The organism is Sphingobium sp. Ant17 (assembly GCF_000588875.1).
Classification (GTDB): domain Bacteria; phylum Pseudomonadota; class Alphaproteobacteria; order Sphingomonadales; family Sphingomonadaceae; genus Sphingobium.
In genome coordinates, this window is sequence record NZ_JEMV01000062.1 from 1 (window position 1) to 26,221 (window position 26,221).

Genomic DNA, 26,221 nt, shown 5'->3' on the forward strand with positions numbered 1-26,221 from the left:
CGGTCGCACCCTCGCGCGCCAGCGTTTCCGAGCGAGCGAGCCGCTTGCGCGCGGCGCTCAGCTCCGCCTCACGCTGCCGCACGGCGGCAAAGGCGGCCGCGCGCTCGCTCTGGCGCTGCGACACCTGGCTTTGCGCGATCAGGATCGCGTTCTGCGCCTGGGCGAGCTGCGCCTGTGCCTCGGAGCGCTGGGCGTTGAGGACATCGGTGTCCATATGCGCGACGACCTGTCCCGCCTTCACGAAGTCGCCCTCGTCGGCGACGATGTCGCGGATCCGCCCAGGGGTCTTGGCGGAAATGTCGATCTCGATCGCCTCGATCCGGCCATTGCCGCCAATGATGCCGTCCGGCAGGCCGCCGGGCTTGAGCAGCTGCCACAGGGTCAGAGCGGCGGCAATGACGGCCACGGCGATGGCGCCCCTGATGAACCATTTCTTCTGGGGCGTCGTCATTGTGCTGGATTCCCGGTTTCAGCTGCGTTGATGTCGAAGGCTGGATTCTGGACGAAGCCCCCGCCCAGCGCCGCATAGAGGGCGACGGCGCTCCCGAGATGGGCGCGGCGAAGCTGGACAAGCGCCTGCTCGGTGTCGAACAAGTCGCGCTGCGCGTCGAGCACTTCGAGATAGGCCGAGCGCCCGTTATCGAAGCGCAACTGGGCAAGGCGCGCGCGCTCCTGGAGCGCCGCGAGCATGGTGCGCGTCGTTTCGATCTGGAGGCCGAGCTGCCGGCGCCGGACCAAGGCATCCGACACATCGCGGAACGCGGCCTGTACCGTCCCTTCATAATCCGCGACCGCAATCACCTGCCGGGCCTTCGCCACGTCGAGATTGCCCTTGAGGCGTCCGGCATTGAACAAGGGCAGGCTCAGGGTCGGCGTGAAATTCCAGGAAAGGCTTCCCCCCTTGAACAAGCCGTCCAGTTCGCTGCTCGCCGTCCCGAAGGCGCCGGTCAGGCTGATATTCGGAAAGAAAGCGGCGCGCGCGGCGCCGATATTCGCTTCGGCTGCGCGAAGCACATATTCCGCCGCCACGATGTCGGGCCGGTTGACGAGAAGCTCTGACGGCAGGCCCGGAGGAAGCACGACCTCCGGCGCGGCTTCTGCAAGGCCGAGCGGCCCCGGCCGGATGTCGACCGGACGCCCGACCAGCAGTGCCAGCGCGTTGCGATTGACCTCGCGATCCTGATCGAGCGCCTGCAGCGCCGTCTGCGCCTGCGCCAGCAGGGTCTGCGCCTGCGTCATCTCGAGCTTGGAGCCCGAGCCCACCTCATAACGCCGCCGCAGGATCCGAAGCGCGTCCTCGCGCGTCGTGATCGTCCGGCTCGCCAGCGCGACGCGTTCCTCATATTCGCGCTCGAGCAGATAGCCGTTGGCGACCTGGGCGATGAGGTCGGTAGCGATCGCGCGTCGAGCTTCTTCCGTCGCCAGATACTGCGCGCGCGCCGCCGCGTTGAGGTTGCGCAGCCGGCCCCAGAAGTCGATCTCCCAGCCGGCGCTCAGCTGCGCATAGATCTGGTTGCCCGTCACGGCCTGGCCCGTCACCGACAGATCGGCAGGGGTTCGTCCCCGCGTTCCGGTCGCCACGGCATCGAACTGGGGATAGAGCGCCGAGCCTTGGATCCGCCAAGACGCCCGCGCTTCCGCGACACGCCCCGAGGCGATCCGGATATCGCGGTTGTTCTCCAGCGCCGCAGCGATCAGTGCCCGAAGCTGCTCCTCATGGAAAAAATCGTACCAGCCGACCCGGGCGATGGACGACGAGTCGGAGGCCGATGCGGCATAGCCCTGCGGAACGGGCTGCGGCGGACGGACGTGTGCCGGCGCGAACGAGCAGCCGGCCAGAAGCATGGACGCAGCGAGACAGGCAACGCTTGTAGCTGGCCGTCGGTATCTGGCCCTCATGATCTCCGGAACGGCCATATCGTCGCGCACTGCCCCTGGTTCGGTCTTCAAATAGCCGGCTCCCGTCCGGGAACCGGGCGGGAGCCGTTGTTCGCCGTGAGATGCGACCCTCAGGCTGTCTCGGTAGCTTTCGCAGGCGCGCGCACCGGGGCCGCGGGAACCTTCGCCTTCTCCGGCTCGGCCGCCGACTTCTTGAGCAGGGGCTGGAACCACGCCTGGATGGTTCCGGTCAGTTCCTGCTGGCTGGTCGTCTGCGAGAGCAGATCTTTCCAGCTACCCTGCCATTCGTCGACGGCCGCCTTGATCTTGCTCACCGAGGCCTCCCGGCTCTTTTCGACCTCGCCGAGCAGGCTCGTGACCGCGTCGCTCCTGAAGCTCGGGACAGTCCCCGGCTTCAGTTCCTTGAACTGATCGACGAAGAGGGTCGCCGCCTTGCTGCCGATCTGTGCATAGTCCTCGCCACCGCTCCGGGCGATCTCGGCGAATTTGAGGACAAGCTCGCCATTGGCCTTGGCAAGGGCGGTAATCTGATCGAGGGGATAGCTCATGGGTCAGGTCCTTTCGAGAATCGAGGCGGGAGGAAAAACAGTTTCCGTTGCGATGCTGCGCTGCGATATGAGGGATTGTCCTTACGCACGATGGCAGACGAGGCTCAGCCATTGGCGATATATTGCCCTCCGTTGATGGTAAGCACCGAGCCCGTGCAGAAAGCCGCCTTTGGCGAGGCGAGATAGGAGACCGCTTGCGCGACCTCGTCGGGGTCGCCGAGACGGCCGACAGGGATGCCGGCGATGATCCCGGCGCGCACCTCCTCCTTGACGGCGGCGACCATGTCGGTGTCGACATAACCGGGGCAGACCGCGTTGACGGTTATGCCGCGCGCGGCATTTTCCTGAGCCAGCGCCTTGGTGAAGCCGATCACGCCCGCCTTCGCCGCGGAATAGTTGACCTGCCCTATCTGGCCCTTCTGCCCATTGATCGACGAGATGTTGATGATCCGGCCGAAGCGCCGCTCGCGCATGCCCTCGATGATTGCGCGGGTCATGGTGAACATCGAGTCGAGGTTGGTCGCCAGCACGGACCGCCAATTGTCCCAGCTCATCTTGTGGAAGACCCCGTCGCGGGTGATGCCCGCATTGTTGATGAGGATGGACACCGGCCCAAGCCGTTCTTCGACCTGGGCCACGCCGTCCCGGCAGGCCGCCTCGTCCGCAACGTCCCATTTGAACACCGATATGCCGGTGTCCTGCTTGAACCGGGCGGCGGCGGCGTCATTGCCATGATAGACGGCCGCCACCTCATGGCCTTCGGCCTTCAGCGATCGGGCGATGGCCGCGCCGATCCCGCGCGTGCCACCGGTTACGAGTGCGATATCCGTCATGATCGTCCGGGTCCGTTCCTGTTTCAGATGCGCCGCGAGGTTTCCCCCACAGCTCCTCCCCGGACAATGCGTATGTATACTTAGCGGTTTTGTTATCGCCTCCTGGCGATACCGGATCAAGTCAAAACTCATGCAAGACCTGGATGATCGGGTTAGAGACGGTTTTATGACAAGAGCAACATCAACCGGACGTGCCAGGCGCCTGCCGCCGCGTGACCCCAAAGGGGGCCGGCCGACGCAGGAAATCGCGGCGCTACTGGGCGTTCATATTCTTGATGTGGCGCTCGAACAGTTCATCGCCCATGGCGTGGAAGGCGCCAGCATGGAGGGGATCGCGATCGCCGCCAGCGTCTCCAAGCGCACGCTCTATTCCCGGTTCGGGTCCAAAACGGCGCTGCTTGTCGCTGCCGTCGAGCATGGAATCGCGCATCATCTCAGGCCGATCGCATCGACCATTCCGGCCGGCTCGACGCGGGACAAGCTGCTCCATGTCGGCAGGAAAATCCTGGATGCATCGCTCAAGCGTGAGGTTATCGGCCTGGATTCCCTGATCAACTGGATCGCCGATCATGAATCGGAAGCCGGCCAGGCCAAGCCTGCGATGGGAGCCAAGGCGGGAATTGCGATCATCCAGTCAATTCTCGAGCAGGCCCATCGCAACGACGGCAGCGACAGCTCGGTCGACCTGTCGTTCCTGGCGGCCTTCCTCTTCGACGCGTTCGTCACAAGCCCGCGGCAGCGCATTCTCCTGCGGCATGAGCTGGAAAACACGTCTCGCGCCAAATCCGACTATCTTGAGCGCACCATGAATCTCATCGCGCGCGGAATGCCCTTCCTGGACGAAGACTGTTCCGGTTAACTCCATGTTCGATCCTGTTGGACATGGACTCCGACCGCAAATCTGGCACCATGCGTCGCCCCGATGCATGAGCACGAGCAGGACGCCGTCAAAGATGGCCTGTGCTGACCGACGGCAACGGAGCGCTATGATCAACCAAAGGATAGGTCACTGCTCATAGTCCTCACCAAGGTAGAGTCTGCGCACATCGGGATTGTGAAGCACCGCGTCGGGCGTCCCCTCGAACAGCACCCTTCCCTCATGGATGACATAGGCCCGGTCGACCAGTTCGAGCATCTCGTGGACATTATGGTCGGTTATGAGAACGCCGACGTCATGCTGCTTGAGGTCGCGCACCATCAGCTTGATATCGACGATCGACAGGGGGTCGATGCCGGTAAAGGGCTCGTCCAGCAACATGATGGCCGGCTTCGCGGCCATCGCACGAGCAATCTCGGTGCGGCGGCGTTCTCCGCCTGACAAAGCCGGAGCCGGCGTATCGCGGACATGGGCGATGCTGAATTCGGCGAGCAGATCATCGAGGCGCGCCGCGATCCCCGCGGGATCGTCCGTGCGGCACTCGAGCACCGCGGTGATGTTTTCCGCCACCGTCATTCCCCGAAAGACCGATGGCTCCTGCGGAAGATAGCCCAGACCCCGTGCCGCGCGCCTGTCCATCGGAAGCGCCGTGACATCCGCTCCGCCAAGCAGGATCCTGCCGGCATCGACGCTCGTCAGGCCGACGATCGCATAGAAGCAGATCGTCTTTCCGGCGCCGTTGGGACCAAGCAGCCCCACGATCTCGCCCGGTTTGACGGTGAGCGAAACGCCGTGGAGAACCTTTCGGGCGCCGAATGATTTTTCGATCCCCACAATCGAGAGCCCTTCGGCCGTACCGGCGGAACTCTGCAATTCGCCTAGTCGACCGGTCACCGGACCGCCACCCGTATGAACAGACGTGCCGCTATCCACGGCTCTCCGGTTCCCCTGCGAGAGTGGGTTTTCCAGAAAGCTCGCGATGAGCATGGGCACGCGACACCTTATCGGTTGCGTTCGGACCGGAGCGGCGTCGACGGAAGATCGATCGCCGCCCCAAGCCTCTTCGCTCAGGAGACGGCTTCAAGAGCCAGGGCAACGCCCTGCCCGCCCCCGATGCAAAGCGTGACAAGCCCGCGCCTGAGCCCGTCGCGCCGCATCGACTCGAGCAGCCGCGTCGTCAGCACCGCGCCCGTCGCGCCGATCGGATGGCCATGGGCGATCGCCCCGCCTTCGACATTGACGATGTCCTCCGGCAGCCCGAGTTCCCGTACGACGGCGATGGCGATCGCGGCAAAGGCTTCGTTGATCTCGACCCGTTCGAGATCCGACACCGACCAGCCCGCACGGGTGAGCGCCTGGCGCACGGCCGGGACCGGCCCCAGCCCGAACAGTCCGGGCTCCACCGCACCCACGCCGAAAGCGACCAGCCGACCGACCGGAGCTACGCCGTGCTGGCTGGCCCAGTCCTCGCTCGCCACGATCATCGCCGCCGCGCCGGTATTGAGGCCGGGCGCATTGCCTGCCGTGATTGTTCCTTCCGGACGAAAGGCCGGCTTGAGGTGGGCGAGGCTTTCGAGCGTCGCATCCGGTCGGTTCTGCTCGTCCCGCGAAAAGCTGGTCGGCCCCTTTCGTCCCGGAATTTCGACCGCCACGATCTCGCTGTCGAACTTGCCGGCCGCCTGGGCCGTACTGAACCGCTGTTGCGAGCGCACTGCCCAACTGTCCTGGGCGTCGCGCGAGATCTGAAATTTCGTGACGAGGTCCTCGGTCACCCAGCCCGAATGCTGATCGACGAACGCGTCGTTGAGACCGTCATGGAGCATGCTGTCGAAAAGCTTGCCGTCGCCCATGCGATAACCCCAGCGGCCCTTCTCGATAAGGTAGGGCGCCTGGTCCATATTCTCCATCCCGCCCGCGACAGCGGCATTCGTCAGGCCCAGCATGATCTCCTGCGCGGCAGTGGCGATCGCCTGGGCTCCGGAGCCGCAGACCCGGTTGACGGTCATCGCCGGCACAGTGTCAGGGATTCCGCCACCGATCGCCGCCTGCCGCGCCGGGTTCATCTTCGCCCCGGCCTGCACCACCTGGCCCATGACGACCGTATCGATCGCGTCGCCGGTTACGCCGGCGCGCTTGAGCGTCTCGGCAATGGCGATACTGCCGAGTCTCGGCGCGGCCATGTCCTTGAGGCTGCCGCCATAGCTTCCGATCGCGGTTCGCACGGGTGCGCAAAGAACAACATTCCTGGTCATGATCTTCTCCTTCCATTCGGCCGCTTCAGGCCATGTATTTGCCGCCGTTGATCGAAAGCGTGGCGCCGGTGACAAAGCCGGCTTCGTCCTCGACAAGGAAGAGGACGCCGCGCGCGATCTCATCGGGCGTGCCGAGACGGCCCACGGGAACGGCGCCAAGAACAGCCTTCATCGCCTCCGCCGATACCGCGGCGACCATGGCGGTGTCGGTATAGCCCGGCGCTATCGCATTGACCGTGACGTTGCGCGCCGCGCCCTCGAGCGCGAGCGCCTTGGTGAAGCCGATCACGCCCGCCTTGGCGGCGGCATAGTTGGTCTGGCCGAACTGCCCCGACAGCGCGTTGACCGAACTCACATTGACGATCCGGCCGAAGCGCCGCTCACGCATGCCCTCGATCACCGCGCGGCACATGTTGAAGCAGCCGCCGAGGTCGACGTCGATCACGCTGCGCCATTGCTCCTCGCTCATCTTGTGGAGTGTGCCGTCGCGGGTGATGCCGGCATTGTTGACGAGGATGTCGACCGGCCCGACCTCCGCCACGACCTTGGCGACGCTCGCCTGGCTCGCGGCAAAATCGCCCACGTTCCAGCCATAGACCGGAATGCCCGTCTCGTCGTGAAACGCCTGGGCTTCGGCCTCGTTGCCGAAATAATTGGCGACGACGGTGTAGCCATGCGCCTTGAGGAGTCGTGCGGTCGCGGCGCCGATACCGCTCACGCCGCCGGTGATAAGCGCTATACGGGACATGAGAAATTCCTTGCTGCTGGTGCTGATGAAAAGGGAGTGGGCGACGCGGTCACTGCGCGAGATAGCCGCCATCGACGGGATAGTAGCCGCCGGTCATGAACGAGGCGCGATCGGAGAGCAGAAAGGCGACAAGCGCCGCCACCTCCTCGGGCCGGCCGAGCCGGCCAATGGGATGCTGATCGATCAGCGCGGGCGACGGTTCGCCCTGCGCCCGGATCAGCGGCGTATCGATGACCGCTGGCCCCACCGCGTTGATGCGAATGCCCTTGCGGGCATAGTCGACGGCTGCTGTCCGGGTCATGCCGACCACGGCGTGCTTGGCAGCCGCGTAAGCGATGGTGCCGGGCAGGCCGAGCATGCCGCAGATCGAACTCATGTTGACGATCGCCCCGCCGCCCGAGGCGAGCATCGCGGGAATCTGATAGCGCATGCCGTAGAACACGCCGTCCATGTCGACGCTGAGCACGCGCCGCCATTCGGCAAGATCATATTCACCGGCCGGAGCGGAGGCGCCGCCGACGCCGGCATTGTTCACGGCAAGATCGAGCCGGCCGAAGGTCTTCACCGCGAAAGCCACCATCGCCTCGACATCCGCGGCATTCGCCACGTCCGTCCGAAGCGGAAAGGCCCTGCCGTCATCGATCTGGGCAGCGAGAGCGTGTACGCGGTCGATATCGAGATCGGCGAGCACGAGCCGGGCGCCGGAGGCGGCCAACTCACGGGAGATGGCCTCGCCCAGCCCGCTGGCGGCTCCGGTCACGATCGCGACCTTGTCATTGAAGTCGAACATCCGGTTCTCCAGAGCGCACGAAAGCCGCCGCCCAAAACGGGCGTCGCCAAGCCGATCCGGCACCTCTCCCTGGCGTTTTGGATTCCCGATCACCACGGGATATGCGGTTCATGTGCATCGCCGGAGCACCACCCCGCCATCGGGAACTATACTTATGCGTTTCGTATCGACGCTAATTCGTTCCTCTTTCCATCCGGGAAAGCGTGAGGAATGGACGACGGCTGGAGCGGCAGGATCGTCACAAATCGGATGGCGGAGGACATATTCTGTGTCGGGCCAGGCGCAAATATACTGATGGCCGGGGTTGCGCCTTATCTCTCCCCTGCAGTACCGTTCTGTGAAATTGGCGACTCTCGGAAAGACATGCGTGGTGGTAAGATGAGAGTAGCCGCTTGATAACGATGGTATAATCGGAGGCGGTTTCAGGGGAGGATGCTGAGTCAGGCTACGTCATCGCGTAGTGCGTGTTCCTCGCTGTCAGGCGATGGAAGGGCATGTCCGATTGGAGATGAGGAACATGGACACATCCGCCGCCACTTCGCCACCAGACCCGTTGGAAGACGTTGCAGAGACATTCATTCGCGCCGCGGTTACCCGGCTCGCCTCGGCTTTTCCGCCCGCAATGCTCCTCCAGGTCTTCTCCGACCGGACATTTCACCTCGCCCTCCCGCCGGGCAAGCGACCGCGGCGCAACGCCAGGATCGCGCGCGAACATACGCGGCTGTTCGATTATCCGGTCCGTGGTGCAGGCGACAGCGGTTGGCACCTGCGCGCATGACGATCCGTCCGCACTTCTGGTTCATGGCTGGCGCATCGATTCTCCTCGCGCCGACGGCCCATGCCGCCTCGCCGGTCGAGATCCTGATCGGCGACGCCGGCCAGCGCGACCAGGACGGCGCCATTCTGGTCGATCTGCGATTGCTCAACGGGGACCGAGATCCACAAACGGTATCCTTGCCCGACCGAATCGAGGCACGGATCGGGGCTGCCGGATCTGTCCGGACCGTCTGGCTCGAACGCGCCGCGAATGTCCCGGCCAGCCTGACCGTGCCGCCTGGCGGGTTCATGCGCGCTCGCTATTGCTTTCGCGCGCCTTCCGACCTGACGCTGGATGGCGCGACGCTTTCCATTCCGGCGTGGCGTTCGCAGCAGATCACTGTTGCTTTGCGGTCGGCGACGCAAGTGGCGCAAGCCATATCCGCACCGCAGGCGCCTTCCGAGCCGGAGCGGGAAGCGGCGCCGCCGCCCGCCGACCGTTCGGCTGGCAATGCCTTTCTCGTCAATCTCTCGGCCTATGAGCCGATCTACGCCGTCTACGGGCCTGGCACCAACAGTGAGGCAAGGATCCAGATCAGCTTCAAATACCAGCTGTTCGGATCGAGACGGGCTGATGGGCTGCCGGGGTCCTGGCGTGATGGGCTTCACTTCGCCTATAGCCAGCGTATGTTCTGGGACCTGGGCGGGAACTCCTCGCCGTTCCGCAATGTCGATTATCAGCCCGAACTCTTCTATCTGACCCCTTCCGCCACTTTGTCGAACGGCATCTCGGTGAGCGCGCAGGGCGGTATCCGGCATGAATCGAACGGGCGCGACGGCGCGGCGTCGCGCAGCATCAACAGCGTCTATGTCGCGCCGATGGCGGCGATCCCGCTCGGCGGAGACTATCGCCTCTCGGTCGCACCACGTCTGGCGCTTTTCGTCGGCGACAAGTCGGACAATCCCGATATCCGCCGATACCGCGGCATCACGGGGCTATTCGTGGAGATCGGGGAGGATGAAGGACTGCGCCTCTCCACCTCCACCCGGTTCAACTTTTCGAGCGGCAAGGGCGCGCTCAGTGCCGATCTCTCCTATCCGCTGCCTCGTCTGCTGGGGGGTGGTCCGGACCTTTATCTGTTCGGACAGAGTTTCGTTGGCTATGGCGAGAACCTGCTCGACTATGATCGGCGCATGACGCGGTTCAGAATAGGCGTCGCGCTCGTGCGATAACGGAGATCGAGACCGGGATCGAGACGGCGATTCCGGACGAAACCTGCATCCCCCCACTCGACGACACTCTTCATAGGCCAAGCAGACAATAGCTGGCATATGAGTGCGGGTCCGGCAAGGGTCGGACCGGCGGGCCGCGTCGACTCTGCCGATCTGCGGCATTGAGTAGGAATGGAGAAAATCGGTCGTACCTCGCGTCGCTTCGGGGTCGGGATCGTCGGACGTTGGCTGGGCTGGACCTTAGCCGCCTCCCCTTCTTGCAGCTGGGCCCCGCGCCTGCCCGGCCATCTTCACGCGATTCCATCCTAGAATCTGAGAAATATATTGTTCAACATTATATTGTATGCAATTTGATTGTGTGCACCCATCAGTCGGATCCGTGGGAACGGATCCTGGCGCCTCGTGAGCGATAATCACGGGACGTGACTGCGATCGAACGAGAAGGAGATCATTCCATCCCCGGAGTTGCCCAGCTTCTGTGCCGCAGAGAACATCGGTCCCGACTGCGAGACGATCGTGATCGGCAATATCAGCGACGCCCGCGAATGCTTGACACGGACGAACGTGAAGTACCGCTTCGTCATAGGCATGGCCACGCTGTCTGGCACATCCGCGACTCGAAGATATTGAGGGCAGCGGCTCCGAGAACAATGGAACGCCGGGTGTGCATACCATTTCAACTGGAGAATTATCATGAGCACACTGTATACGACGAGAGTCAAAGCCGTGGGCGGCCGTGCGGGCACGGTTCGCAGCGATGACGGACTGCTCGAACTTTCCCTGGCCCTGCCGACGGGGCTGGGAGGCAAGGGCGGAGCCACCAATCCGGAGCAGCTGTTCGCGGCCGGCTATGCCGCCTGTTTCGAGAATGCGGCCATTCACGTCGCGCGAAGCAAGAAGCTCGCTATTGCCGATGATGATCTTGAAGTGGTCGCCACGGTCAGCCTTCTGCCCAACGGCAGCGGCGGTTTCAAATTGGCCGCCGCTCTCGACGTTTCGATCGCGGGCCTGGAGCAGGTCGCCGCCGAAGAGCTGATCGCAGCCGCGCATGCCGTCTGCCCTTACTCGAACGCAGTCCGGGGTAATGTGGACGTCGCGATTAGCGTGAGCACGCGCTGATGGTGAGGCGGGAAGCGGACGCTGACGAGATCTCGGCGGAAACGGCGATGACGGAGGACGATCCCCTGCGACTGGACCGTCAGGTCTGCTTCCCGCTTTATGCCGCCTCGAACCTTTTGACCCGGCTTTATTGTCCGGTTCTGTCAAAGATCGGTCTCACCTACCCCCAGTATCTTGTCATGCTGGTGCTCTGGGAGTCTGAGCCCCACACCATTGGCGAGCTCGGCGCCACGCTGCATCTGGACAGTGGAACGCTCACGCCGCTCCTGAAACGGATGGAGGCTGCCGGACTTCTCACGCGTCGACGGGATCTCGCCGACGAGCGCCGCGTGATCGTTGCGCTGACCGAGGCCGGGCGCCGCCTGCGGGTGCCGGCGAGTAGCGTGCCCGCGACGCTGGGCGAAGGCCTTGACCTTTCTCCAGAGGCGGTCGTCTCGTTGCGGGATGCGGTGCAGAATTTGGTGGCGGTGCTTACGAAACGACCGCGGCACAAAGGAACATAAGCCATGTTGACCGTCCATCATCTCGGTATATCTCAATCGGAGCGGCGGATTGTGGCGCGGGCTGCCCGCCGGACCGCTCAGCCTTGCCTCAACCCGCCGCGTTCCGCATCAGCTAGCCACTTGAGGCATTGATCAGTGCTATCTTGCTGTCTTCGTTTCAGCACAGCTGGCCTCCTCCAGTGCCCTCCACTTTGCGTAGTTGCTTTCATCCTGGGCCTGCAGATAGGCTGCGGCCGCCAACCCGGCCTGTAGGCACCGATCCGCCGCGCTGGCCCCTTCCGTGTTTATCTCATATTGGGTCACCGCCGCCGCGGCCGCCCTTCTGTTGGTGTCATTGCTGCGTGGATCCACCATCTTGTTACAGCTTGCGAGGCCGAGTGTGACCAGGACCAGCACGATCTTTTGCGACGTCACGATCACTTGCGCTGATCGCGCGTTTGCTTTTGGAGCCAGCGACCGCCCGCCCCCTATGTCGACAGCGGTCAATGGGACAGCATTGTGCATCTTACGGGATCCAGCAACAGATCGGCGGTCACGCCACCAAACGCCCATTCCCGGAGCCGGCCGTGCCTATATGCTCCGGCGACAACGACATCGGCGTGCTGAGCGCGAGCGACCGCCGCAAGGGCAGCCACATCATCGCCGGTCGACGGCGCCACCAGCGTCTCCGCCAGAATACCGTGTCTTTTGAGCCATGCGGCCACATCGGTCAGCCGCCGACCGGCCGCAGCTTCGTCCTCCTCCCTAGCGACCTCGACAACAGTCACATGGCCGGCCATTTCCAGTAGCGGCAATGCATCAAGTGCGGCACGCCGGGCTTCACGGCTGTCCTTCCAGGCCACCAGCACCTGCTCCGGTCGCAGCCCCTTAGCGTGCGTAGGAACGACAATTACCGGTCGCCCGGTCTGCATCACCAGATCGCCGATATTTGCGCGTCGTGTATCGGGAAGCAGCGAGCCGCCACGATCCGGTGCGGTCAGGATGACATCGACGCCGCGTGCCTCGCGTGCGAAATAGTCCGCAAGCGGCGTGGCCATCTCCACGCAGCGCCATTCAATATCCGCGACTCGACCGTCCAGCAGAGTTCGAAACTCTGCCTGGGCCTCCTTGGCTTCGCTTTCAATTTCGCCACGATCCAGTTCGACCGCTTCACCGGAAACATAAGCGCCAGCAAATGCCGTCGCCATCAACGGCTGGGACGCGGCAATTCCGATGACGCCAGCCTGCGATCGTTCGGCCAGGTCGGCAGCAACATTGAGCAGCGCGGCATTGGACCGGCCGAGCTCCAGATGCACCATCAAAGTTGCGTAACTCACTGGCGGGCCTCCTACGATGTGTCGCGTTGCCGGGACGAATTCCCAAGGTATCGACAGAAGATATCCGTAGGCTATGCGACATTGCTTCCCTATCGGGTCATCTACTTACAGGCGCGACGATGAGCGCTCTCGTCGCGTGGATCGCTCAGTAGGTTTGGCACCTGGACGGGCCTTACGGTCCCGCTCGACGCCACCGGAAACAGGCTCTCGCGCCGCGGCGGAAATCGAGACGACCTCGAATGTTGCGTGTCCATTCGGCGGCGATGCGGGTGGATATTTCTCATGCGTGCATGATACGATTCCAGGCGCTACCGGCCATTCCGACAACGCCGTTCGCGCCCGCTGTGCCCTCTCACGTGCGCGCGAACGTCTATTGGTCGAGACTATCGCGCGATCGTTATGCTATGGCGAGGTCACCAAATGCGGGATGTGTCCAGCATTGGATTTCCTCATCGCAATATCTTCAGGTTCGTTCTTGCAACGACCTGAGACGGTGAATAGCCAGTGGCATGATGCAGATTCGCAAAACCTTGACGCTCCGCCATTCAGGCGGCGGAAACGCGCCGGAAGATGAGGGAGAGAGCGTCTTCGCCCACGCGATCACCCATCAGCTGTGTGTGCGGGCAAGCTACAATCGTGGGCTGGTGATCCTTGCGCCGCACATCCTCTACACGCGGCACGGCGACCGGTTCGCGGATGCTGTGGTTATCGAGCGCAATGGCGCCAGGTCCACCGAAACGAAACTGGGCACCTTCAAGCTTTCGGGTCTTCGCGGTGCGGTCATCACCTCAGAGCCGTTCAATCCGTTCGATGGCTATGATGCAGGTGATGACCGTTATACCAAGACTATCATCGCCCGCATCGATTCCTGACCATGTTGGTGGATACCAAGGTCTGAGGGCGGTCGAAGGACCTGCCGGCGGGATCGCCTGCCCATGATTCCGCCGAGGGTTTCGGGCGCTTCATCGTCGGAAATCAGGCACCGCCGTCTCGCGCCAACTTTGCAAGGGTCTGAAGGCCTCGACGCAGCGATCCGGAAGGCTCTGCGATGATGTCCTCAAGCAGAATGAAACCGGCAGCGTTGCCGTGGACCCGGCAGCAACGAGCATTGCCATTGCCTTGCGGCTCTATATTTCCCCTGCCAGGACCGTGCCTCGCTTGGCCGAGCCCACGCGCAATCTCCCGGGGAGAGTCCGTAGGATTGCGTATGACATGCCCACCGCCCCCTTCGTAGGTTGCACGAGTGGAAAGGCGGGACGGTGAAGGATTTATCGGCGGCTGCGGGAACTCCCGCAGTCTACTGTATCGGCAACGAGCTGCGCCCTGAACTGATGTCAGCGCTGAGTGGTGTCGCTTCGCGTTGCTTTGCGACGCTTCACGACTTTCTTGTGGCTTCGACGCGGCTGGCGCCGGGTATCGTCCTGTTCGACGCCGACAGTGTTCAGGATGACGTGTCGGATGCCATCGCCACCCTTCGCAAGCGTGGATCGGTGCAAGCTGTGTTGCTCGCGAAGGCAGCGCCGGACTTCGCATTTGGCGTTGCCGCTATTCGGGCCGGCGCTGTCGACATCCTTGAAAAGCCGCTGTCCGAGCAGCGTCTTCTGGATGCCATCCAGCTGGCGACCAGCAAATGCGGACACCTTCACCGGCCGCCCGATGCCAGGGACATCGATCGGCTGACGGCACGTGAGCGCGAAGTCGTGGCCTGGCTCCTGCACGGGCTTACCAACAAGGAAATCGGTCGGGAGCTGGGAATCAGCCACAGGACAGTGGAAATCCATCGCGCGAGGCTGATGCGGAAGCTCGCGGTGCCGAGCCTTCCCGCGTTGATCGACATTGCCCTTGCACAGCGCGACAAGCTGCCCGATGTCGGAGCCGCGCAACCCTCGTAAACGTCCCGTGTGTCGGTCCTTGCCCCAGCGGCAGAATGCTGACTCGGCGTAGAAGCCTTCCTCCCGCAGACGCACCAATCGATCCAACTGGTGCGGAGATTCACGTAGCGACATCTACCCCGTCAGGCGGCACCTTCTCATGGAAGGAGGCCTGCCATCATGGATGATCCCGACATTTCCTACCTGCTAGGCCGCTGCCGTTCACACCGGACATTGGCCCGTATCACCAGCTGTGCTGAAGCCCGTTGCATTCATCAGCAGTTCGTCAGCAGTTACCAACGGCGGTTGCTTGCCCTGCGACGCGCGCGCGCATCGGCAACTCCGATGTATCAGGAGCGGCTGGCCGCATGATGCCCGCCCGCTCGATGCGCTGGCGCCGCCGTGTACGAGCGGTAACTACACACCTGTCCCCAACGACAAACTTCGATCGGAGAAAAGATGAGTGAACTTGGCCACGATCTGCACGCGCTGTTTCCCGCGCAGCGCGAGATCCTTCACGCGCTGAAGCTGGAGAGCGCGCATTACCGCGACCTGGCCGACCGCCATCATAAGTTGGCCCAGCAGATATACCGGATCGAGGCGGGACTTGATGCCGCTTCCGATGACCGACTCGAAGACCTGAAAAAGCAGCGCCTGAGCCTGCTCGATGAGGTCGCAGCGATGATTGCGGAAAGGCAGGATGCGTGATGGATTTCGACCTTATGCGCCAGCGTCTCACCGATCGCCTCTCCGAACTGAACGCCCAAGTCGAGCGCATCGAGGAGGAGCAGGGCCAACCTCTCGACGCCGATTTCGAAGAACAGGCGATAGCCCGCCAGGATGATGAAGCACTGGATGCTGTCGAGCGCTCGACGTTGGCCGAAATCGCCCTCACGCGACAGGCGCTCGCAAGACTGGATTCGGACACCTATGGCCTGTGCACCACGTGCGGGGAGCCGATAGCGCCGGCACGGCTCGAGGCGCTGCCCGCCGCCGCACATTGCATCCGATGTGCAAGCGCGGCGGAGCACGACAGGGCCTGATGGACCGCGTATGCGCCGCATCGAGGACACGAGCTTTGCTGTACTCATCCTGGCCGTGTCGATGGCCTTCGCGTGGATCGTGCAACCGCTGTTCGGCGCCATTCTCTGGGGCGTCATCGCATCGATCCTCTTCGCGCCTCTCAACGATCGCCTGCTGCGTGCGATGCCGACGCGGAACAACCTTGCCGCTCTGCTGACGCTGCTCGTGATCATGGCGATGGTAATCCTCCCCGCCATCCTGCTTTCTGCGTTCCTGCTTCAGGAGGTGGCGGGCGTCTACGCGCGAATGCAAAGCGGCGAGGCTGATCCCGGCACCTACTTCCTCCGGTTCCAGGCACATCTGCCGCAATGGCTGAAGTCGCTGCTGACAGGGTTGGGCCTGAGCGATTTCGATTCCGTCCGGACCAAATTGACCGCCGGGATCGCCGCTAGCTTCCAGACCCTGACGGCGCGAGCATTCAGCATCGGCCAGAGCGCCTTCGGCTTCGTCGTCGCCCTGGGCGTCATGCTCTACCTGACTTTCTTTCTTTTGCGCGACGGCAAGCAGGTGGCTGCCCGGGTGGAAACGGCCATTCCGCTGGATCCGGACCAGCGCGCCGCCCTGCTGGTGAAATTCGCCGCCGTTATTCGGGCGACGATCAAGGGCAGCCTCGTGGTTGCGGTCATCCAGGGCGCCATCGGCGGGATCGTCTTCTGGGCGCTGGGCATCCATAGCGCGTTGCTCTGGGGCGTGCTGATGGCGTTTCTGTCGCTTCTGCCGGCGATCGGGACAGGCATCGTCTGGGCGCCGGTCGCCGTCTATCTGCTCGTAACCGGCGCGGTCTGGGAAGGCGTCATTTTGATCCTGTGCGGCCTGTTCGTGATCGGCCTCGTGGACAATCTCCTGCGCCCGATCCTGGTGGGTCGGGACGCGCGCATGCCCGATTATGTCGTCCTGATCTCCACCCTCGGCGGTCTGCAAGTACTCGGCTTCAACGGGCTCGTGATCGGTCCGGTGGCGGCGGCTTTGTTCATCGCTGCATGGGATATATTTGCACGCTCGCGATTCCAGCCTCAATCGGATGCATCATAGGCACGTGTCACGTTCGCGGCTGCCGTGCAAAGCTTGACGCCCACCGCAACTCGACCATCTTGCTCGCCTCAAGCAGGATCAGGAGCAACGCTGCTGACCCCATGGTGATCGCGAGGTCGGGGCCATGGAGCGGACCGAATTTAAGCAGGCTACGAAGTGCGGGAACGGTCATGATGATGGCCGCGACCGCAACCACCGCGCCCAGGACGTAGCGCAGGGCCGCATTGCCCCGGACCAGCGCGTGAAGGAGCGATGTGTCGAACGAGCGATTGACTAGGATCAGCACCAGGATCACGCCGATGAGCGAAAAGAAGGTCAACGCGCGCGCATCGGCTTCCGGCATGCCGGAATAGCTCGATGCCAGAAATATCCCGGCGAGCAGCACAAAGCCCAGCCCGCCCTGGAACACGCTCCAGCCGATCATGCGCAGCGAGAAGAGCCGTTCCTCGGGGTGGCGCGGCTTACGGTTCATCAGATCCTGCTCCTCGCGCTCGGCTTCGAAGACGAGCGCGCAGACAGGATCGATGATCATCTCGAGCAACGCGATATGGATCGGCCCGAACAGGATGGGCAGGCCGAAGGCAAGCGGCAGCAGCGCGAGGCCTGCGATCGGAACATGGACGGCAAAGATGAAGGCCATCGCCTTGCGGATATTGTCGTAGATGCGCCTCCCGAGCCGCACCGCCTTCACGATCGACCCGAAATCATCGTCGAGCAGGACGATCGCCGAGGCTTCCCGGGCGACATCGGTGCCGCGCTTACCCATGGCGATGCCGATATGCGCGGCCTTGAGCGACGGTGCGTCATTCACCCCGTCTCCGGTCATGGCGACGATTTCGCCATCCGCTTTGTATGCCGCCACGATCCGCAGCTTCTGCTCCGGCATGATCCGCGCGAAGACTGTCACCGTCTTCAGCCGTTCTGCAAGCGCCGCGTCGTCCAGGGCAGCGAGCTCGGTCCCGGTCAGCACATCGCCGTCCATGATTCCGGCCTGCGTCGCTATCGCTCGCGCGGTGGCAGCGTAGTCGCCCGTGATCATCACGACCCTGATCCCGGCGCTACGGCATTCGGCCACGGCGGCCGGCACACTGGCGCGCAGGGGATCGGCAAGGCCGATCAGACCGATCAGGGCAAAATCATGCTCCTGCTGGGATTCCGGCAAGCTGTCGCCCGGGCCAGTCGATGCCGTTGCGACACCCAGCACGCGCATGCCCCTTAGAGCCATGGTATCGACGGCAGCCTTCAGGCGCGCGCGCTCATCCGGCGACAGATGACAGAGCGCAGCGATGGCCTCCGGCGCGCCCTTGGCCGCCACCGTGCAGGCCGCCTCGGGGTCGGGCGCTTGCCAGACGTTCGACATCGCCAGCAATTCAGGCCGCAGTCCATAGCTGTGGGCCAAACTGAGCTTGGCACGGCGTTCTGCAAGGTCCGGGATGCCCGCGCCTGCCTGGTGAAAGGCGACCTCCATCGGATCGACCGGCACCGGGGCGCTGGCCAGGATACTGGTATCCAGGAGTTCGTGAAACCGGGTCGAAGGCTCGGTCACGCCGTCGACCGTCGCCGTCTCGCCCGACGCCAGCCACAGCTCCGTCACGGCCATCCGGTTCTCGGTGAGAGTTCCGGTTTTGTCGGTGCATAATATTGTCGCGGAACCGAGCGTCTCAATGGCGGCCGCCCGGCGCGTGAGGACGCCGGCTTGGGCAATGCGCCATGCCCCCATCGCGAGGAAGATCGTGAGGACCACCGGGAACTCCTCCGGCAGCATGGACATGCCGATCGCGATTCCCGCGAGCATAGCGTCGATCCATCCTCCGCGCAGGAGCCCGAAGAGCAAGACGACAAGGAGGGCGACGAAGCCGCCTCCGATCGCGCAGAGCCGGACGATCCGGGCGGTTTCCCGGCGTAGGCGCGGCGGCTCGGCATCGAGCGTCGAGAGCGACTGGCCGATCTTGCCGATCTCGCTGCGCGGGCCGGTCGCGATCGCCAGCGCCAGCCCCGAGCCGCGGGTGATGAGCGAGCCCGAATAGACAAGCGGCTGGTCCTCCCCGCCCGGCCGTCGCCGCAACGATTCCTCGCCCTGAAGCACCGCCTGCTTGCGGACAGGTACGGACTCACCGGTAAGCAGCGATTCATCGGCCTGAAGATCGTCCGCCGCGATCAGCATCGCGTCGGCGGCGACCCTGTCCCCCTGCTCCAGGACGAGCAGGTCGCCATCGACCACCTCGCGCCCGGCAATGCGGATGCGGGTCCCGTCGCGGATCACCAGCGCACGCGGCGCCGACAGGTCGCGCAGCGCCTCTAGGACATGCTCGGTGCGGCTTTCCTGGATGACCGTGATGCCGATCGAAAAGGTCGCGAAGCCAAGGAGGATGAGCGCTTCGCCAAGGTCACCCAGCAGCATATAGGCGACGCCGCCCGCAAGCAGCAGCGCCAGCATCGGCTCCCGGACCACTTCAGCGAGAATGTGCGGCACCGTGCGCCGCCCTGCTCTAGGCAGTTCGTTCGGTCCCTGGGCATCAAGGCGTCGCCGGGCCTCCGCTGCGGTCAGCCCGGACCGGGATGGCGCGGTAGGTCGCTGGTCAGTGGCGATCGGCATCCATTCTCTTCCTGTTCGAAGTGAGCGACGTGCTGCGTCGCCGGCCTGCTTCAAGATCATTCTGGTGCAAGCCGACTACCGGCACATTACGGGTACTTACGGATTCCTCTGATCGTCATTCCTGTTATCCTATTATGCTCGCTAAGATTGGCGCCGTGAGCCTTGGCCGCTACCCGCAGCCAATAGATATTCGCATTTGGATTGGGTCATACGGTCGCATCAAGGCCATTGGACGACCTTGCATTCAGAACCGAGGACATAAGTGACGGCGTTTGAGATGGATTTTGCGATAGCCGGAGGCGTTGCTACCATAGCCGGCATCGCGCTAGCGCTGGCCCTTGGCCTTCTCATCGGCGTCCAGCGTGGCTGGACCTTGCGCCATGAACCGGCCGGCTCCCGCTTCGCGGGCATCCGGACCTTTGGACTTCTGGGGCTGGCCGGCGGCGTCGCGGGCGCCCTTCGGTCGATCGAGTCCGGCGTGGCGATCATCCTGATCGCATCTGCGGCCATGCTGGTCCTGATGGGATATGCGCAGGCGGCATGGCGTGGCGGACCGGTCAGCGGAACAGCGAGCCTTGCCGGGATGCTGACGCTCGGCTGCGGGTTCCTCGCGACAAGCCAGCAGGAACGCCTCGCCACGATCATCGCAGTTTTGATGACGCTGGTACTTGCGCTCCGCTCGCAGCTTCACGGCTGGATCGGGCGGTTGAGCGAGGTTGAGGTAAGCGCAATCGCCCGATTCGCACTGATCTCGCTCGCCGTCCTGCCAATCCTTCCCGATCGCCCTTACGGTCCCTACGATGCCTGGAATCCGCGGCAACTGTGGATGGTGGTCGTCCTTGTTTCGGGCTTTTCCTTCGCCGGCTATATGGCCAGCAAGCGCCTGGGCGCATCTCGCGGGACACTCGCAACGGCCGCTGCCGGCGCCATGGTCTCATCCACGGCGGTAACCGCCGCTTTGGCGACCCGGCTGCGCGACGGTACGGAAAATGCTCCCATTCTGATAGCAGGGATCACCACCGCCTCCGTGGTCATGCTGGTGCGCGTGCTGGTGCTAGTGGGCGTGCTGGCGCCATTTGCGCTGCCGGCGCTTGCGCTGCTGGTCGCGCCGGCGGCGGTGGTCAGTGCCCTCGCCACGGCTTGGCAGCTCCGGGCAGCGGCGCTGTTGCCCTCATCGTCCAGCCGGGAAGTTCCTGTTCGCAACCCGTTCAACCTCGCGCCGGCGCTCGGCCTCATGGCGCTGGTGATGGTTCTGTCGCTGGCCTCGCGTTGGGTGCTCGGTCGGTTTGGCGATGCCGGCCTTGCCACGGTTCTGGCCCTGTCGGGGATGGTGGATGTCGATTCCGCTATCATCACGATGGGCGGGTTGCCAAAGGGCGTGCTGGACGGACGAACGGCGGGCCTTGTTCTGGCCGCCCCGGTCATGCTCAACACCCTCGTCAAGGCCGGGGCCACGATCAGCCTGGCCGGGAGGCATCGGGGCAGATCTGCCGCCCTGGCCCTGATCGCGAGCGTCGCAGCGAGCCTACTGATGCTACCCGTCCTCTTGCACTGACCGATCGGGGGCGTCCGGCCACCCCGAATTCCCAGTCAGGACGTCGCAAAGGGCCGTTGCACCGACCCCAGCATTGGAGAGGTGATCTGAGCATTCGTCAGCGATGCTGGCGCCTGACGGGACAGGTCCGCCAACGAATAATCGTCAAGGACGGCAAGAAATGCGCCCAGGGCTTCGCCGAGCGCGCCCTGCAGGCCGCAGCGATGCGTGATGACGCACGAAGCACAATCGACAAGGTCGAAGTCCCCTTCCATCTCCCGTACGACAGCGCCGATATTGATGGCGTCGGGCGGCCGGCAAAGGCGCATGCCGCCGTGGCAGCCGCGCACGCTCTGGACATAGCCCGCCTTGCCCAACTCGTGGACGACCTTCATCAGATGGTTCTTGGAAATCGCATGCGCGGTGGCGATCTCGGCGATCGCGCAAACACGTTCGGGACGCTCGGCGAGATACAGCAGCACCCGGAGCGCATAGTCGGTGTAACGGGTCAATCGCATGCCGCCAGATATGGGAGAAAGCCGGTCCAAGCACTATAAGTATATATCACAAATGCATGTTTCTCTGTGCCCCGATAGATGCATCTCCAATACATGATTGGAGGACGAGACGGTGGCGCAGCGTACCGATATCGACGAAATGGGGCTGCGGCAGTTGGTCGACGCTTTCTATGCCCGGGTGCGGGCCGATAAGCTGATCGGCCCACTCTTCAACGGCGCGATCGACGACTGGCCAGGCCATCTGACCAGGCTTGCCGACTTCTGGTCCTCGGTCATGCTCGGTAGCGGACGCTATAAGGGGCAGCCGGTGCCGGCGCACGCACGCTATCGCGCGCAGATCACGCCGGCCATGTTCGACCGTTGGCTCGCCTTGTGGGCGGAAACCACGAACGCGCTGATGACGCCCGAAGCGGCGCATATGTTGCAAGGCAAGGCCGCCCGCATTGCCGAAAGCTTGAGCCTCGCCCTGTTCTTCAAGCCATCGCCTTCCCCGACCGGCCGCAGGCCGGCCCGATCTCCAGGAGTATCGTCATGTCCGTGCTTCCCGTGGAGACGCAGCCCGCCCCCTATCCCGCGCATGCCAAAGACATACGCCTCGCGGCCTGATTTCCCGGTTCGACCGCAGCGAGGGGCATGCGGCCGATCCCACCACAACGCCCCAATCTGGAGAATATCTGATGGCACGCACGATGTCGGCTGAAACGATGGCTATCGTCAAATCCACCGCACCCGCGCTTCAGCAGCACGGCTTGGCGATCACGACACGAATGTATGAACGCCTGTTTGTTGATCCCGAGATAAGGGCATTGTTCAATCAGGCCGCGCAACGGTCGGGCGAGCAGCCGAAACGCCTAGCCGACGCCATCCTCGCTTTTGCCAAGAATGTCGACAAGCTCGACGTCCTGACTTCCGCGATCGAGCGCATCGCGAGTCGGCATGTCGAGACGCATATCAAGCCCGCGCATTACCCGGCCGTCGCCGATGCCCTGCTGCCGGCGATCAAGGACGTGCTCGGTGACGCGATCGACGAACAGGTACTCGCGGCCTGGGGCGAAGCCTATTGGTTTCTTGCCGACGTGCTGATCGCGCGTGAGGCGGCGCTCTACGCCGAGGCGGCCTGATCCGATGGAGCTGGCTCCCGCAGCGCTCACTTTGCCCGATGGGCTTGCCGTCTATCGGCGGACCGCCGAGTTTACGTCGGAGACGATCCCGGCGGCCCTACTGCGGGACCACAACACCAAGCCTGGCACATGGGGGCTCGTCCATGTGACCGAAGGCGCGTTGCGCTACAGGGTGACCGATCCCCGCCGGCAGCCGGGCGAACGGCTTTTGGCCTCTGGCGGGCCGCCCGGTGTCGTCGAGCCGACAATCCTTCACCATGTACTCCCGGTTGGCCCGGTTCGCTTTTATGTCGAATTCTGGCGCGCGGCGGACAAGTCGTGATCGACGATCTCGCCCTCGCGCGGACTCTGCATGTGGCAGCTGTCGTCCTTTGGATCGGTGGCGTCGCCTTCGTCACGACGGTGCTCATGCCGGCCATCCGGCGACGCCATCCACCTGGCGAGCGGCTCGCGACCTTCCATGCATTCGAGGGGCGGTTCGCGGCGCAGGCGCGACTGTGGGTGCTGCTCGCCGGGTTAAGTGGCGGCTGGATGATCGGGCGCGGCGGCATGCTCGAAAGGTTCGCCGACCTGCATTTCTGGTGGATGCATGCGATGCTGCTGCTCTGGATCGGATTTGCCGCCATGCTCTTTGTAGCCGAGCCGTTGGTCGCTCACCGGCGCCTGGCGGATCCGGTGACGCCGGCGGCCGTCTTCGATCGCATGCAACGGATGCATAATGCTGTGCTGGTCCTGTCACTCCTGACGGTCATGGCTGCCGTCGCGGGAAGCCATGGCCTCGTCTGAGAGTCTGATTCGAAATTATCCGTCGTAATTTCATGACGTTGCGATGCGTCGGACGAAGAGTTGGATTGAGGCGATGAAGATCCAGGCGGTTGCCGAGGCGATGGTCTGTTCGAAGTCCTTGGCGAGGCGGCGGTTCCGGTTCAGCCATGCCAGCGTGCGTTCGACCACCCACCGCCGGGGCAGCACCTCGAAGCCTTTCGTTGCATCGGACCTCTTGATGATCTCGATGGTCCATTTGCCGAAGCGGCGCAGGGCGTCCTTGAGCTTGTCTCCGGCATAGCCGCCATCGGCGAAGACATGACGCAGCCACGGGAAGCGCCGGATAATCCCGGTCAGCACCAGCGGGGCACCGTCGCGGTCCTGGATGTCGGCGGTGTGGATCACGGCATGAACGAGATTGCCATCGGTGTCGGTGAGGATGTGGCGCTTCCTGCCCTTGATCTTCTTGCCCGCGTCATAGCCGCGAGGACCGCCGCTTTCGGTGGTTTTCACGCTCTGGCTGTCGATCACCCCGGCACTGGGCGACGCCTCGCGGCCCACGGCTTCCCGCTCAATCAGCAACAGGGCATGGTTGAGCGAGAGCCACTGGCCATTGTCGCGCCACAGGTAGAACCAGCGGCGCACCGTCGAGACCGGTGGAAAGCACGGCGGCAGCATTCGCCACGGCAAGCCTCCGCGCAGCAAGTAGAGGATCGCCTCGATGATCCGTCGCAGCGGCCACTTGCGCGGACGGCCCACCCGCGAGGGCGGTGGAAAAAACGGCTCCAGCACAGCCCATTCGGCATCGGTCAAATCCGTTGGCAAAGCCAAGTCCGCGCGGGCATACTGCGCCCGAGTGGTGTCGGTCCACATCGTCGATCTCCGGAAGTTTGTAGCAAAACCCCCTGAATCAACGACTTGGTTAGACGTCAAGCTAACCAACTGATACCACTCAACTTAATTTCCAATCAGGCTCTGAGCAACGCTGAACTCGCAAACTATCGGAGGCCGTCGGCCGGCCGGCGGCCAGTCCCCGGGGGTACGCCACCGACAATGCCACCATCCATTTGGTTTGCCGCAACGCGAAGGCGCTTTGCCGCCACAGGTTGCTGAGCGAACAGCCATCCAGCGATCGCTGCAGTCACCATGTGACTGTCTCGCATCAGTATAGTCCCGCATATTCTGAGCCGTGGGTCGCAAATAGAGTCCCTCCATCAATATGGAGGCGACGATGAAGAACATTCTTTTGCTGGTTCACGCCGACGATGGGCAGGAAGCCAGGCTGCAGACGGCGCTCGACCTGACACGTGCCCTTGATGGGCATCTGACCTGTATCGACGTCACGCAATCGCCGGTGGTCGCGGGCGACCTCTATGCCGGCTTTGGTGAAGCCGTGATGCTGACCGACGAGCGGGAGAACGAGGCAAAGAACAGGGCTGCGCTGACGGAGCGCCTCTCGCATGAAGACGTTCGCTGGGACTGGACCGACGCGACCGGCGATATCGCCAGTTGTGTCCTCGAGGCGGCGACGCTCGCGGATCTGATCGTGCTCAATCGGACGCTCGACGCCTATCCCCTTCCCGATATGCGCACGATCGCCAGCCGGATTCTGATGCACGCGCGCAAGCCCATCGTTGCTGTTCCGGAGAACCTGGAACGGCTCAACGCGGCCGGTCGCGCGCTCATCGCCTGGGATGGTCAGGCGTCTGCGGCAGACACGATGCGCGCCTGCGTGCCCCTTCTTCAGCTCGCATCCGACGTCCATATCTTCATGGCTCGCGACGGCGCCGAGAAGACCGAACCGACCGAAGCCGCCGAATATCTGTCACGCCATGGCGTGCACGCGAGCGTGAAGATCGTCGACGACGGACTTCACGCGCCGGACGCGTTGATCGCCGAGGAAGCGGCTCTTTGGCACGCCGACTATGTGCTGATGGGCGCCTATAGTCACGGCCGACTGTTGGAAGCGTTTGGCGGCGTCACGAAGCGGATGCTCACCAAGAGCAAGCTGCCGCTGGTGCTCGGGCACTGAAGGGGCCGTGCGCGTAAGTGCGACGGTCGACTGCCGTCATCCAGAGGTTCGCGCCGCCGTGGCCATGCAAGCAGTCGCAAATTTCACTATGACTCCTTGAAGGGCATATCAGCCCCACATTGCATATTTTGACCACGATCAAAGAGAGAAGCGCTACCCTCGCCTAACACCATACCGGACGCGGGCCATCTCCTCCCCGCCCGCGAACGGAACTCGCCCCCTCCGGGCAACCGGGTGGGGCGTCCTTTCGTACGTATCGCGGAAACGAAGCTCAAACCTCCGCATCCCCTTGAAGTATTCATGTTCGGTCGAATCATATCCCGGAACGGCCCGAGCAAGCAACGCGGCGGTATTGTTCGAGAACGGCCGCGACACCACCACTTGAGAGAGCCTATCAGGCGCGCTTCGAACCGCGCGCCAGAGAGCGGATCGGATCCGCGGCAATCTGCGCGATATCTATCGCGCCAATGCACATAATTTCCGCCTCTGTAGTCCGACGAAACCAATGCGACCGGGTCTATTGGAACCAACTCAGATCGCGCACATATGTTTGCGCTCGGTCAAAGTTCGAAGTCGGCAAGTCTCCTAATCCATATCTAACCCGTCTTATGCACCGGGGGCACGGTTTTGGGTTGGCGATCGTAGCGTAACTATCTGATTTGGTTTAGAGAAGGGTTGCTGAGACCAATCCTCAAGCCGGACAGAAAGTGCCACGACCGCCATGGCAGACAATAGCGTACTCTCTTTCGCATTCCCAGCGGTTCATGGCCGCAAAGTCACGGCCGCCTTCGATGG

General features: G+C 63.5%; 28 protein-coding genes and 2 pseudogenes. 17 read left to right on the forward strand and 13 right to left on the reverse strand.

From position 1 onward, the window contains the following. The 4 genes and pseudogenes from BF95_RS19955 to phbB (BF95_RS19970) form a co-directional block, all read right to left on the reverse strand. Window positions 1–451 (reverse strand): annotated as a pseudogene (locus tag BF95_RS19955) (biotin/lipoyl-binding protein); the annotation flags it as partial. Further along, the gene (locus BF95_RS19960) at window positions 448–1,845 is read right to left on the reverse strand and encodes an efflux transporter outer membrane subunit (protein ID WP_043153821.1); all 1,398 of its coding nucleotides are present in this window, start codon (window positions 1,843–1,845) and stop codon (window positions 448–450) included. The gene BF95_RS19960 and the pseudogene BF95_RS19955, both read right to left, overlap by 4 nt. A 164-nt stretch (window positions 1,846–2,009) precedes the next feature. Next, entirely contained in the window at window positions 2,010–2,447 is a 438-nt protein-coding gene (locus tag BF95_RS19965) for a hypothetical protein (protein WP_043153823.1), read from the reverse strand. Window positions 2,448–2,551: 104 nt separating this feature from the next. Beyond that, entirely contained in the window at window positions 2,552–3,280 is a 729-nt protein-coding gene (phbB, locus tag BF95_RS19970; protein ID WP_043153825.1) for an acetoacetyl-CoA reductase, read from the reverse strand. Window positions 3,281–3,410: 130 nt separating this feature from the next. On the opposite strand from phbB (BF95_RS19970), the gene BF95_RS25755 reads away from it, so the two are divergent. Then, window positions 3,411–4,139: a TetR/AcrR family transcriptional regulator gene (locus BF95_RS25755; RefSeq protein ID WP_235209893.1), complete on the forward strand. Its 729-nt coding sequence runs from the start codon at window positions 3,411–3,413 to the stop codon at window positions 4,137–4,139. A 147-nt stretch (window positions 4,140–4,286) separates the two neighbouring features. On the opposite strand, the gene lptB is transcribed toward BF95_RS25755, so the two are convergent. The 4 genes from lptB to BF95_RS19995 all read right to left on the reverse strand — a co-directional run bounded on the left by lptB (window position 4,287) and on the right by BF95_RS19995 (window position 7,947). Beyond that, a complete protein-coding gene (gene lptB, locus BF95_RS19980) occupies window positions 4,287–5,051 on the reverse strand; it encodes an LPS export ABC transporter ATP-binding protein (RefSeq protein WP_051520139.1) in 765 nt (254 codons plus the stop codon). Window positions 5,052–5,224: 173 nt separating this feature from the next. Further along, window positions 5,225–6,409 carry an acetyl-CoA C-acyltransferase gene (locus BF95_RS19985; protein ID WP_043153828.1) on the reverse strand — a complete coding sequence of 395 codons (1,185 nt, stop codon included), beginning with the start codon at window positions 6,407–6,409 and terminating at the stop codon, window positions 5,225–5,227. Window positions 6,410–6,434: 25 nt separating this feature from the next. Next, on the reverse strand, window positions 6,435–7,157 hold the full coding sequence (gene phbB, locus BF95_RS19990; protein ID WP_043153860.1) for an acetoacetyl-CoA reductase: 723 nt from the start codon (window positions 7,155–7,157) through the stop codon (window positions 6,435–6,437). Window positions 7,158–7,206: 49 nt separating this feature from the next. Continuing rightward, the gene (locus BF95_RS19995) at window positions 7,207–7,947 is read right to left on the reverse strand and encodes an SDR family NAD(P)-dependent oxidoreductase (protein ID WP_043153829.1); all 741 of its coding nucleotides are present in this window, start codon (window positions 7,945–7,947) and stop codon (window positions 7,207–7,209) included. A 517-nt stretch (window positions 7,948–8,464) separates the two neighbouring features. Between BF95_RS19995 and BF95_RS20000 the strand changes: the two genes are divergently transcribed. The 4 genes from BF95_RS20000 to BF95_RS20020 all read left to right on the forward strand — a co-directional run bounded on the left by BF95_RS20000 (window position 8,465) and on the right by BF95_RS20020 (window position 11,558). Then, window positions 8,465–8,725 (forward strand): hypothetical protein, encoded by a 261-nt coding sequence (locus BF95_RS20000; RefSeq protein ID WP_048576319.1) that lies wholly within the window; start codon window positions 8,465–8,467, stop codon window positions 8,723–8,725. Next, window positions 8,707–9,936 (forward strand): phospholipase A, encoded by a 1,230-nt coding sequence (locus BF95_RS20005; protein ID WP_327195486.1) that lies wholly within the window; start codon window positions 8,707–8,709, stop codon window positions 9,934–9,936. The genes BF95_RS20000 and BF95_RS20005 overlap by 19 nt, the downstream gene beginning before the upstream one ends. 693 nt (window positions 9,937–10,629) lie before the next feature. Continuing rightward, window positions 10,630–11,055 carry an organic hydroperoxide resistance protein gene (locus BF95_RS20015; protein ID WP_043153838.1) on the forward strand — a complete coding sequence of 142 codons (426 nt, stop codon included), beginning with the start codon at window positions 10,630–10,632 and terminating at the stop codon, window positions 11,053–11,055. Window positions 11,056–11,102: 47 nt separating this feature from the next. Next, a complete protein-coding gene (locus BF95_RS20020) occupies window positions 11,103–11,558 on the forward strand; it encodes a MarR family winged helix-turn-helix transcriptional regulator (RefSeq protein WP_043153862.1) in 456 nt (151 codons plus the stop codon). A gap of 138 nt (window positions 11,559–11,696) precedes the next feature. Here the strand turns inward: BF95_RS20020 and BF95_RS20025 are convergent, their stop codons facing one another. Together BF95_RS20025 and BF95_RS20030 are read right to left on the reverse strand one after the other, a co-directional pair. Next, window positions 11,697–12,062 carry a hypothetical protein gene (locus BF95_RS20025; RefSeq protein WP_152542853.1) on the reverse strand — a complete coding sequence of 122 codons (366 nt, stop codon included), beginning with the start codon at window positions 12,060–12,062 and terminating at the stop codon, window positions 11,697–11,699. Then, the gene (locus tag BF95_RS20030; protein WP_235209894.1) at window positions 12,041–12,856 is read right to left on the reverse strand and encodes a universal stress protein; all 816 of its coding nucleotides are present in this window, start codon (window positions 12,854–12,856) and stop codon (window positions 12,041–12,043) included. The genes BF95_RS20025 and BF95_RS20030 overlap by 22 nt, the downstream gene beginning before the upstream one ends. 527 nt (window positions 12,857–13,383) lie before the next feature. Between BF95_RS20030 and BF95_RS20035 the strand changes: the two genes are divergently transcribed. The 6 genes from BF95_RS20035 to BF95_RS20055 all read left to right on the forward strand — a co-directional run bounded on the left by BF95_RS20035 (window position 13,384) and on the right by BF95_RS20055 (window position 16,860). Continuing rightward, the gene (locus tag BF95_RS20035) at window positions 13,384–13,746 is read left to right on the forward strand and encodes a hypothetical protein (RefSeq protein ID WP_235209895.1); all 363 of its coding nucleotides are present in this window, start codon (window positions 13,384–13,386) and stop codon (window positions 13,744–13,746) included. A gap of 387 nt (window positions 13,747–14,133) precedes the next feature. Further along, window positions 14,134–14,766, forward strand: a complete 633-nt coding sequence (locus BF95_RS20040; protein WP_152542854.1) for a response regulator transcription factor — start codon at window positions 14,134–14,136, stop codon at window positions 14,764–14,766. Between the two features lie 159 nt (window positions 14,767–14,925). After that, window positions 14,926–15,117 carry a hypothetical protein gene (locus BF95_RS27545; protein ID WP_152542856.1) on the forward strand — a complete coding sequence of 64 codons (192 nt, stop codon included), beginning with the start codon at window positions 14,926–14,928 and terminating at the stop codon, window positions 15,115–15,117. An 87-nt stretch (window positions 15,118–15,204) separates the two neighbouring features. Beyond that, window positions 15,205–15,453: a YdcH family protein gene (locus BF95_RS20045; RefSeq protein ID WP_043153844.1), complete on the forward strand. Its 249-nt coding sequence runs from the start codon at window positions 15,205–15,207 to the stop codon at window positions 15,451–15,453. Next, on the forward strand, window positions 15,453–15,788 hold the full coding sequence (locus tag BF95_RS20050) for a TraR/DksA family transcriptional regulator (protein WP_048576312.1): 336 nt from the start codon (window positions 15,453–15,455) through the stop codon (window positions 15,786–15,788). Before BF95_RS20045 ends, BF95_RS20050 begins: the two co-directional genes overlap by 1 nt. Before the next feature lie 10 nt (window positions 15,789–15,798). Beyond that, entirely contained in the window at window positions 15,799–16,860 is a 1,062-nt protein-coding gene (locus BF95_RS20055) for an AI-2E family transporter (protein ID WP_043153847.1), read from the forward strand. 7 nt (window positions 16,861–16,867) lie between these two features. On the opposite strand, the gene BF95_RS20060 is transcribed toward BF95_RS20055, so the two are convergent. Next, window positions 16,868–19,456: a cation-translocating P-type ATPase gene (locus BF95_RS20060; RefSeq protein WP_043153848.1), complete on the reverse strand. Its 2,589-nt coding sequence runs from the start codon at window positions 19,454–19,456 to the stop codon at window positions 16,868–16,870. A gap of 277 nt (window positions 19,457–19,733) precedes the next feature. Here BF95_RS20060 and BF95_RS20065 point away from each other — a divergent pair, with 277 nt between their 5' ends. Then, window positions 19,734–21,011: an MgtC/SapB family protein gene (locus BF95_RS20065; RefSeq protein WP_043153849.1), complete on the forward strand. Its 1,278-nt coding sequence runs from the start codon at window positions 19,734–19,736 to the stop codon at window positions 21,009–21,011. A gap of 35 nt (window positions 21,012–21,046) precedes the next feature. On the opposite strand, the gene BF95_RS20070 is transcribed toward BF95_RS20065, so the two are convergent. Further along, on the reverse strand, window positions 21,047–21,508 hold the full coding sequence (locus BF95_RS20070; protein WP_043153850.1) for an RrF2 family transcriptional regulator: 462 nt from the start codon (window positions 21,506–21,508) through the stop codon (window positions 21,047–21,049). 139 nt (window positions 21,509–21,647) lie between these two features. Here BF95_RS20070 and BF95_RS29685 point away from each other — a divergent pair. The 4 genes and pseudogenes from BF95_RS29685 to BF95_RS20090 all read left to right on the forward strand — a co-directional run. Beyond that, a pseudogene (locus BF95_RS29685) lies at window positions 21,648–22,001 on the forward strand (group III truncated hemoglobin); the annotation flags it as partial. 184 nt (window positions 22,002–22,185) lie between these two features. Continuing rightward, a complete protein-coding gene (locus tag BF95_RS20080; RefSeq protein WP_043153852.1) occupies window positions 22,186–22,629 on the forward strand; it encodes a globin domain-containing protein in 444 nt (147 codons plus the stop codon). A 4-nt stretch (window positions 22,630–22,633) separates the two neighbouring features. Further along, entirely contained in the window at window positions 22,634–22,951 is a 318-nt protein-coding gene (locus BF95_RS20085) for a DUF1971 domain-containing protein (RefSeq protein WP_043153854.1), read from the forward strand. Continuing rightward, window positions 22,951–23,415 carry a hypothetical protein gene (locus tag BF95_RS20090; RefSeq protein WP_043153870.1) on the forward strand — a complete coding sequence of 155 codons (465 nt, stop codon included), beginning with the start codon at window positions 22,951–22,953 and terminating at the stop codon, window positions 23,413–23,415. Before BF95_RS20085 ends, BF95_RS20090 begins: the two co-directional genes overlap by 1 nt. 30 nt (window positions 23,416–23,445) lie before the next feature. Here BF95_RS20090 and BF95_RS20095 read toward each other — a convergent pair whose 3' ends face one another. Then, complete coding sequence (locus BF95_RS20095) at window positions 23,446–24,267, reverse strand: IS5 family transposase (protein WP_043153856.1); 822 nt, start codon at window positions 24,265–24,267, stop codon at window positions 23,446–23,448. A gap of 358 nt (window positions 24,268–24,625) precedes the next feature. On the opposite strand from BF95_RS20095, the gene BF95_RS20100 reads away from it, so the two are divergent. Then, window positions 24,626–25,426 (forward strand): universal stress protein, encoded by an 801-nt coding sequence (locus BF95_RS20100; RefSeq protein WP_043153872.1) that lies wholly within the window; start codon window positions 24,626–24,628, stop codon window positions 25,424–25,426. The last annotated feature ends 795 nt before the right edge of the window (window positions 25,427–26,221 follow it).

Coding starts and splice junctions, on each gene's coding strand:
- BF95_RS19960 (WP_043153821.1), bottom strand. CDS start 1,845: ATGCTTCTGGCCGGCTGCTCGTTCGCGCCGGCACACGTCCGTCCGCCG.
- BF95_RS19965 (WP_043153823.1), bottom strand. CDS start 2,447: ATGAGCTATCCCCTCGATCAGATTACCGCCCTTGCCAAGGCCAATGGC.
- phbB (WP_043153825.1), bottom strand. CDS start 3,280: ATGACGGATATCGCACTCGTAACCGGTGGCACGCGCGGGATCGGCGCG.
- BF95_RS25755 (WP_235209893.1), top strand. CDS start 3,411: ATGCAAGACCTGGATGATCGGGTTAGAGACGGTTTTATGACAAGAGCA.
- BF95_RS19985 (WP_043153828.1), bottom strand. CDS start 6,409: ATGACCAGGAATGTTGTTCTTTGCGCACCCGTGCGAACCGCGATCGGA.
- phbB (WP_043153860.1), bottom strand. CDS start 7,157: ATGTCCCGTATAGCGCTTATCACCGGCGGCGTGAGCGGTATCGGCGCC.
- BF95_RS19995 (WP_043153829.1), bottom strand. CDS start 7,947: ATGTTCGACTTCAATGACAAGGTCGCGATCGTGACCGGAGCCGCCAGC.
- BF95_RS20000 (WP_048576319.1), top strand. CDS start 8,465: ATGGACACATCCGCCGCCACTTCGCCACCAGACCCGTTGGAAGACGTT.
- BF95_RS20015 (WP_043153838.1), top strand. CDS start 10,630: ATGAGCACACTGTATACGACGAGAGTCAAAGCCGTGGGCGGCCGTGCG.
- BF95_RS20020 (WP_043153862.1), top strand. CDS start 11,103: ATGACGGAGGACGATCCCCTGCGACTGGACCGTCAGGTCTGCTTCCCG.
- BF95_RS20025 (WP_152542853.1), bottom strand. CDS start 12,062: ATGCACAATGCTGTCCCATTGACCGCTGTCGACATAGGGGGCGGGCGG.
- BF95_RS20030 (WP_235209894.1), bottom strand. CDS start 12,856: ATGGTGCATCTGGAGCTCGGCCGGTCCAATGCCGCGCTGCTCAATGTT.
- BF95_RS20035 (WP_235209895.1), top strand. CDS start 13,384: ATGATGCAGATTCGCAAAACCTTGACGCTCCGCCATTCAGGCGGCGGA.
- BF95_RS27545 (WP_152542856.1), top strand. CDS start 14,926: ATGGATGATCCCGACATTTCCTACCTGCTAGGCCGCTGCCGTTCACAC.
- BF95_RS20045 (WP_043153844.1), top strand. CDS start 15,205: ATGAGTGAACTTGGCCACGATCTGCACGCGCTGTTTCCCGCGCAGCGC.
- BF95_RS20050 (WP_048576312.1), top strand. CDS start 15,453: ATGGATTTCGACCTTATGCGCCAGCGTCTCACCGATCGCCTCTCCGAA.
- BF95_RS20055 (WP_043153847.1), top strand. CDS start 15,799: ATGCGCCGCATCGAGGACACGAGCTTTGCTGTACTCATCCTGGCCGTG.
- BF95_RS20060 (WP_043153848.1), bottom strand. CDS start 19,456: ATGCCGATCGCCACTGACCAGCGACCTACCGCGCCATCCCGGTCCGGG.
- BF95_RS20065 (WP_043153849.1), top strand. CDS start 19,734: ATGGATTTTGCGATAGCCGGAGGCGTTGCTACCATAGCCGGCATCGCG.
- BF95_RS20070 (WP_043153850.1), bottom strand. CDS start 21,508: ATGCGATTGACCCGTTACACCGACTATGCGCTCCGGGTGCTGCTGTAT.
- BF95_RS20080 (WP_043153852.1), top strand. CDS start 22,186: ATGGCACGCACGATGTCGGCTGAAACGATGGCTATCGTCAAATCCACC.
- BF95_RS20085 (WP_043153854.1), top strand. CDS start 22,634: ATGGAGCTGGCTCCCGCAGCGCTCACTTTGCCCGATGGGCTTGCCGTC.
- BF95_RS20095 (WP_043153856.1), bottom strand. CDS start 24,267: ATGTGGACCGACACCACTCGGGCGCAGTATGCCCGCGCGGACTTGGCT.
- BF95_RS20100 (WP_043153872.1), top strand. CDS start 24,626: ATGAAGAACATTCTTTTGCTGGTTCACGCCGACGATGGGCAGGAAGCC.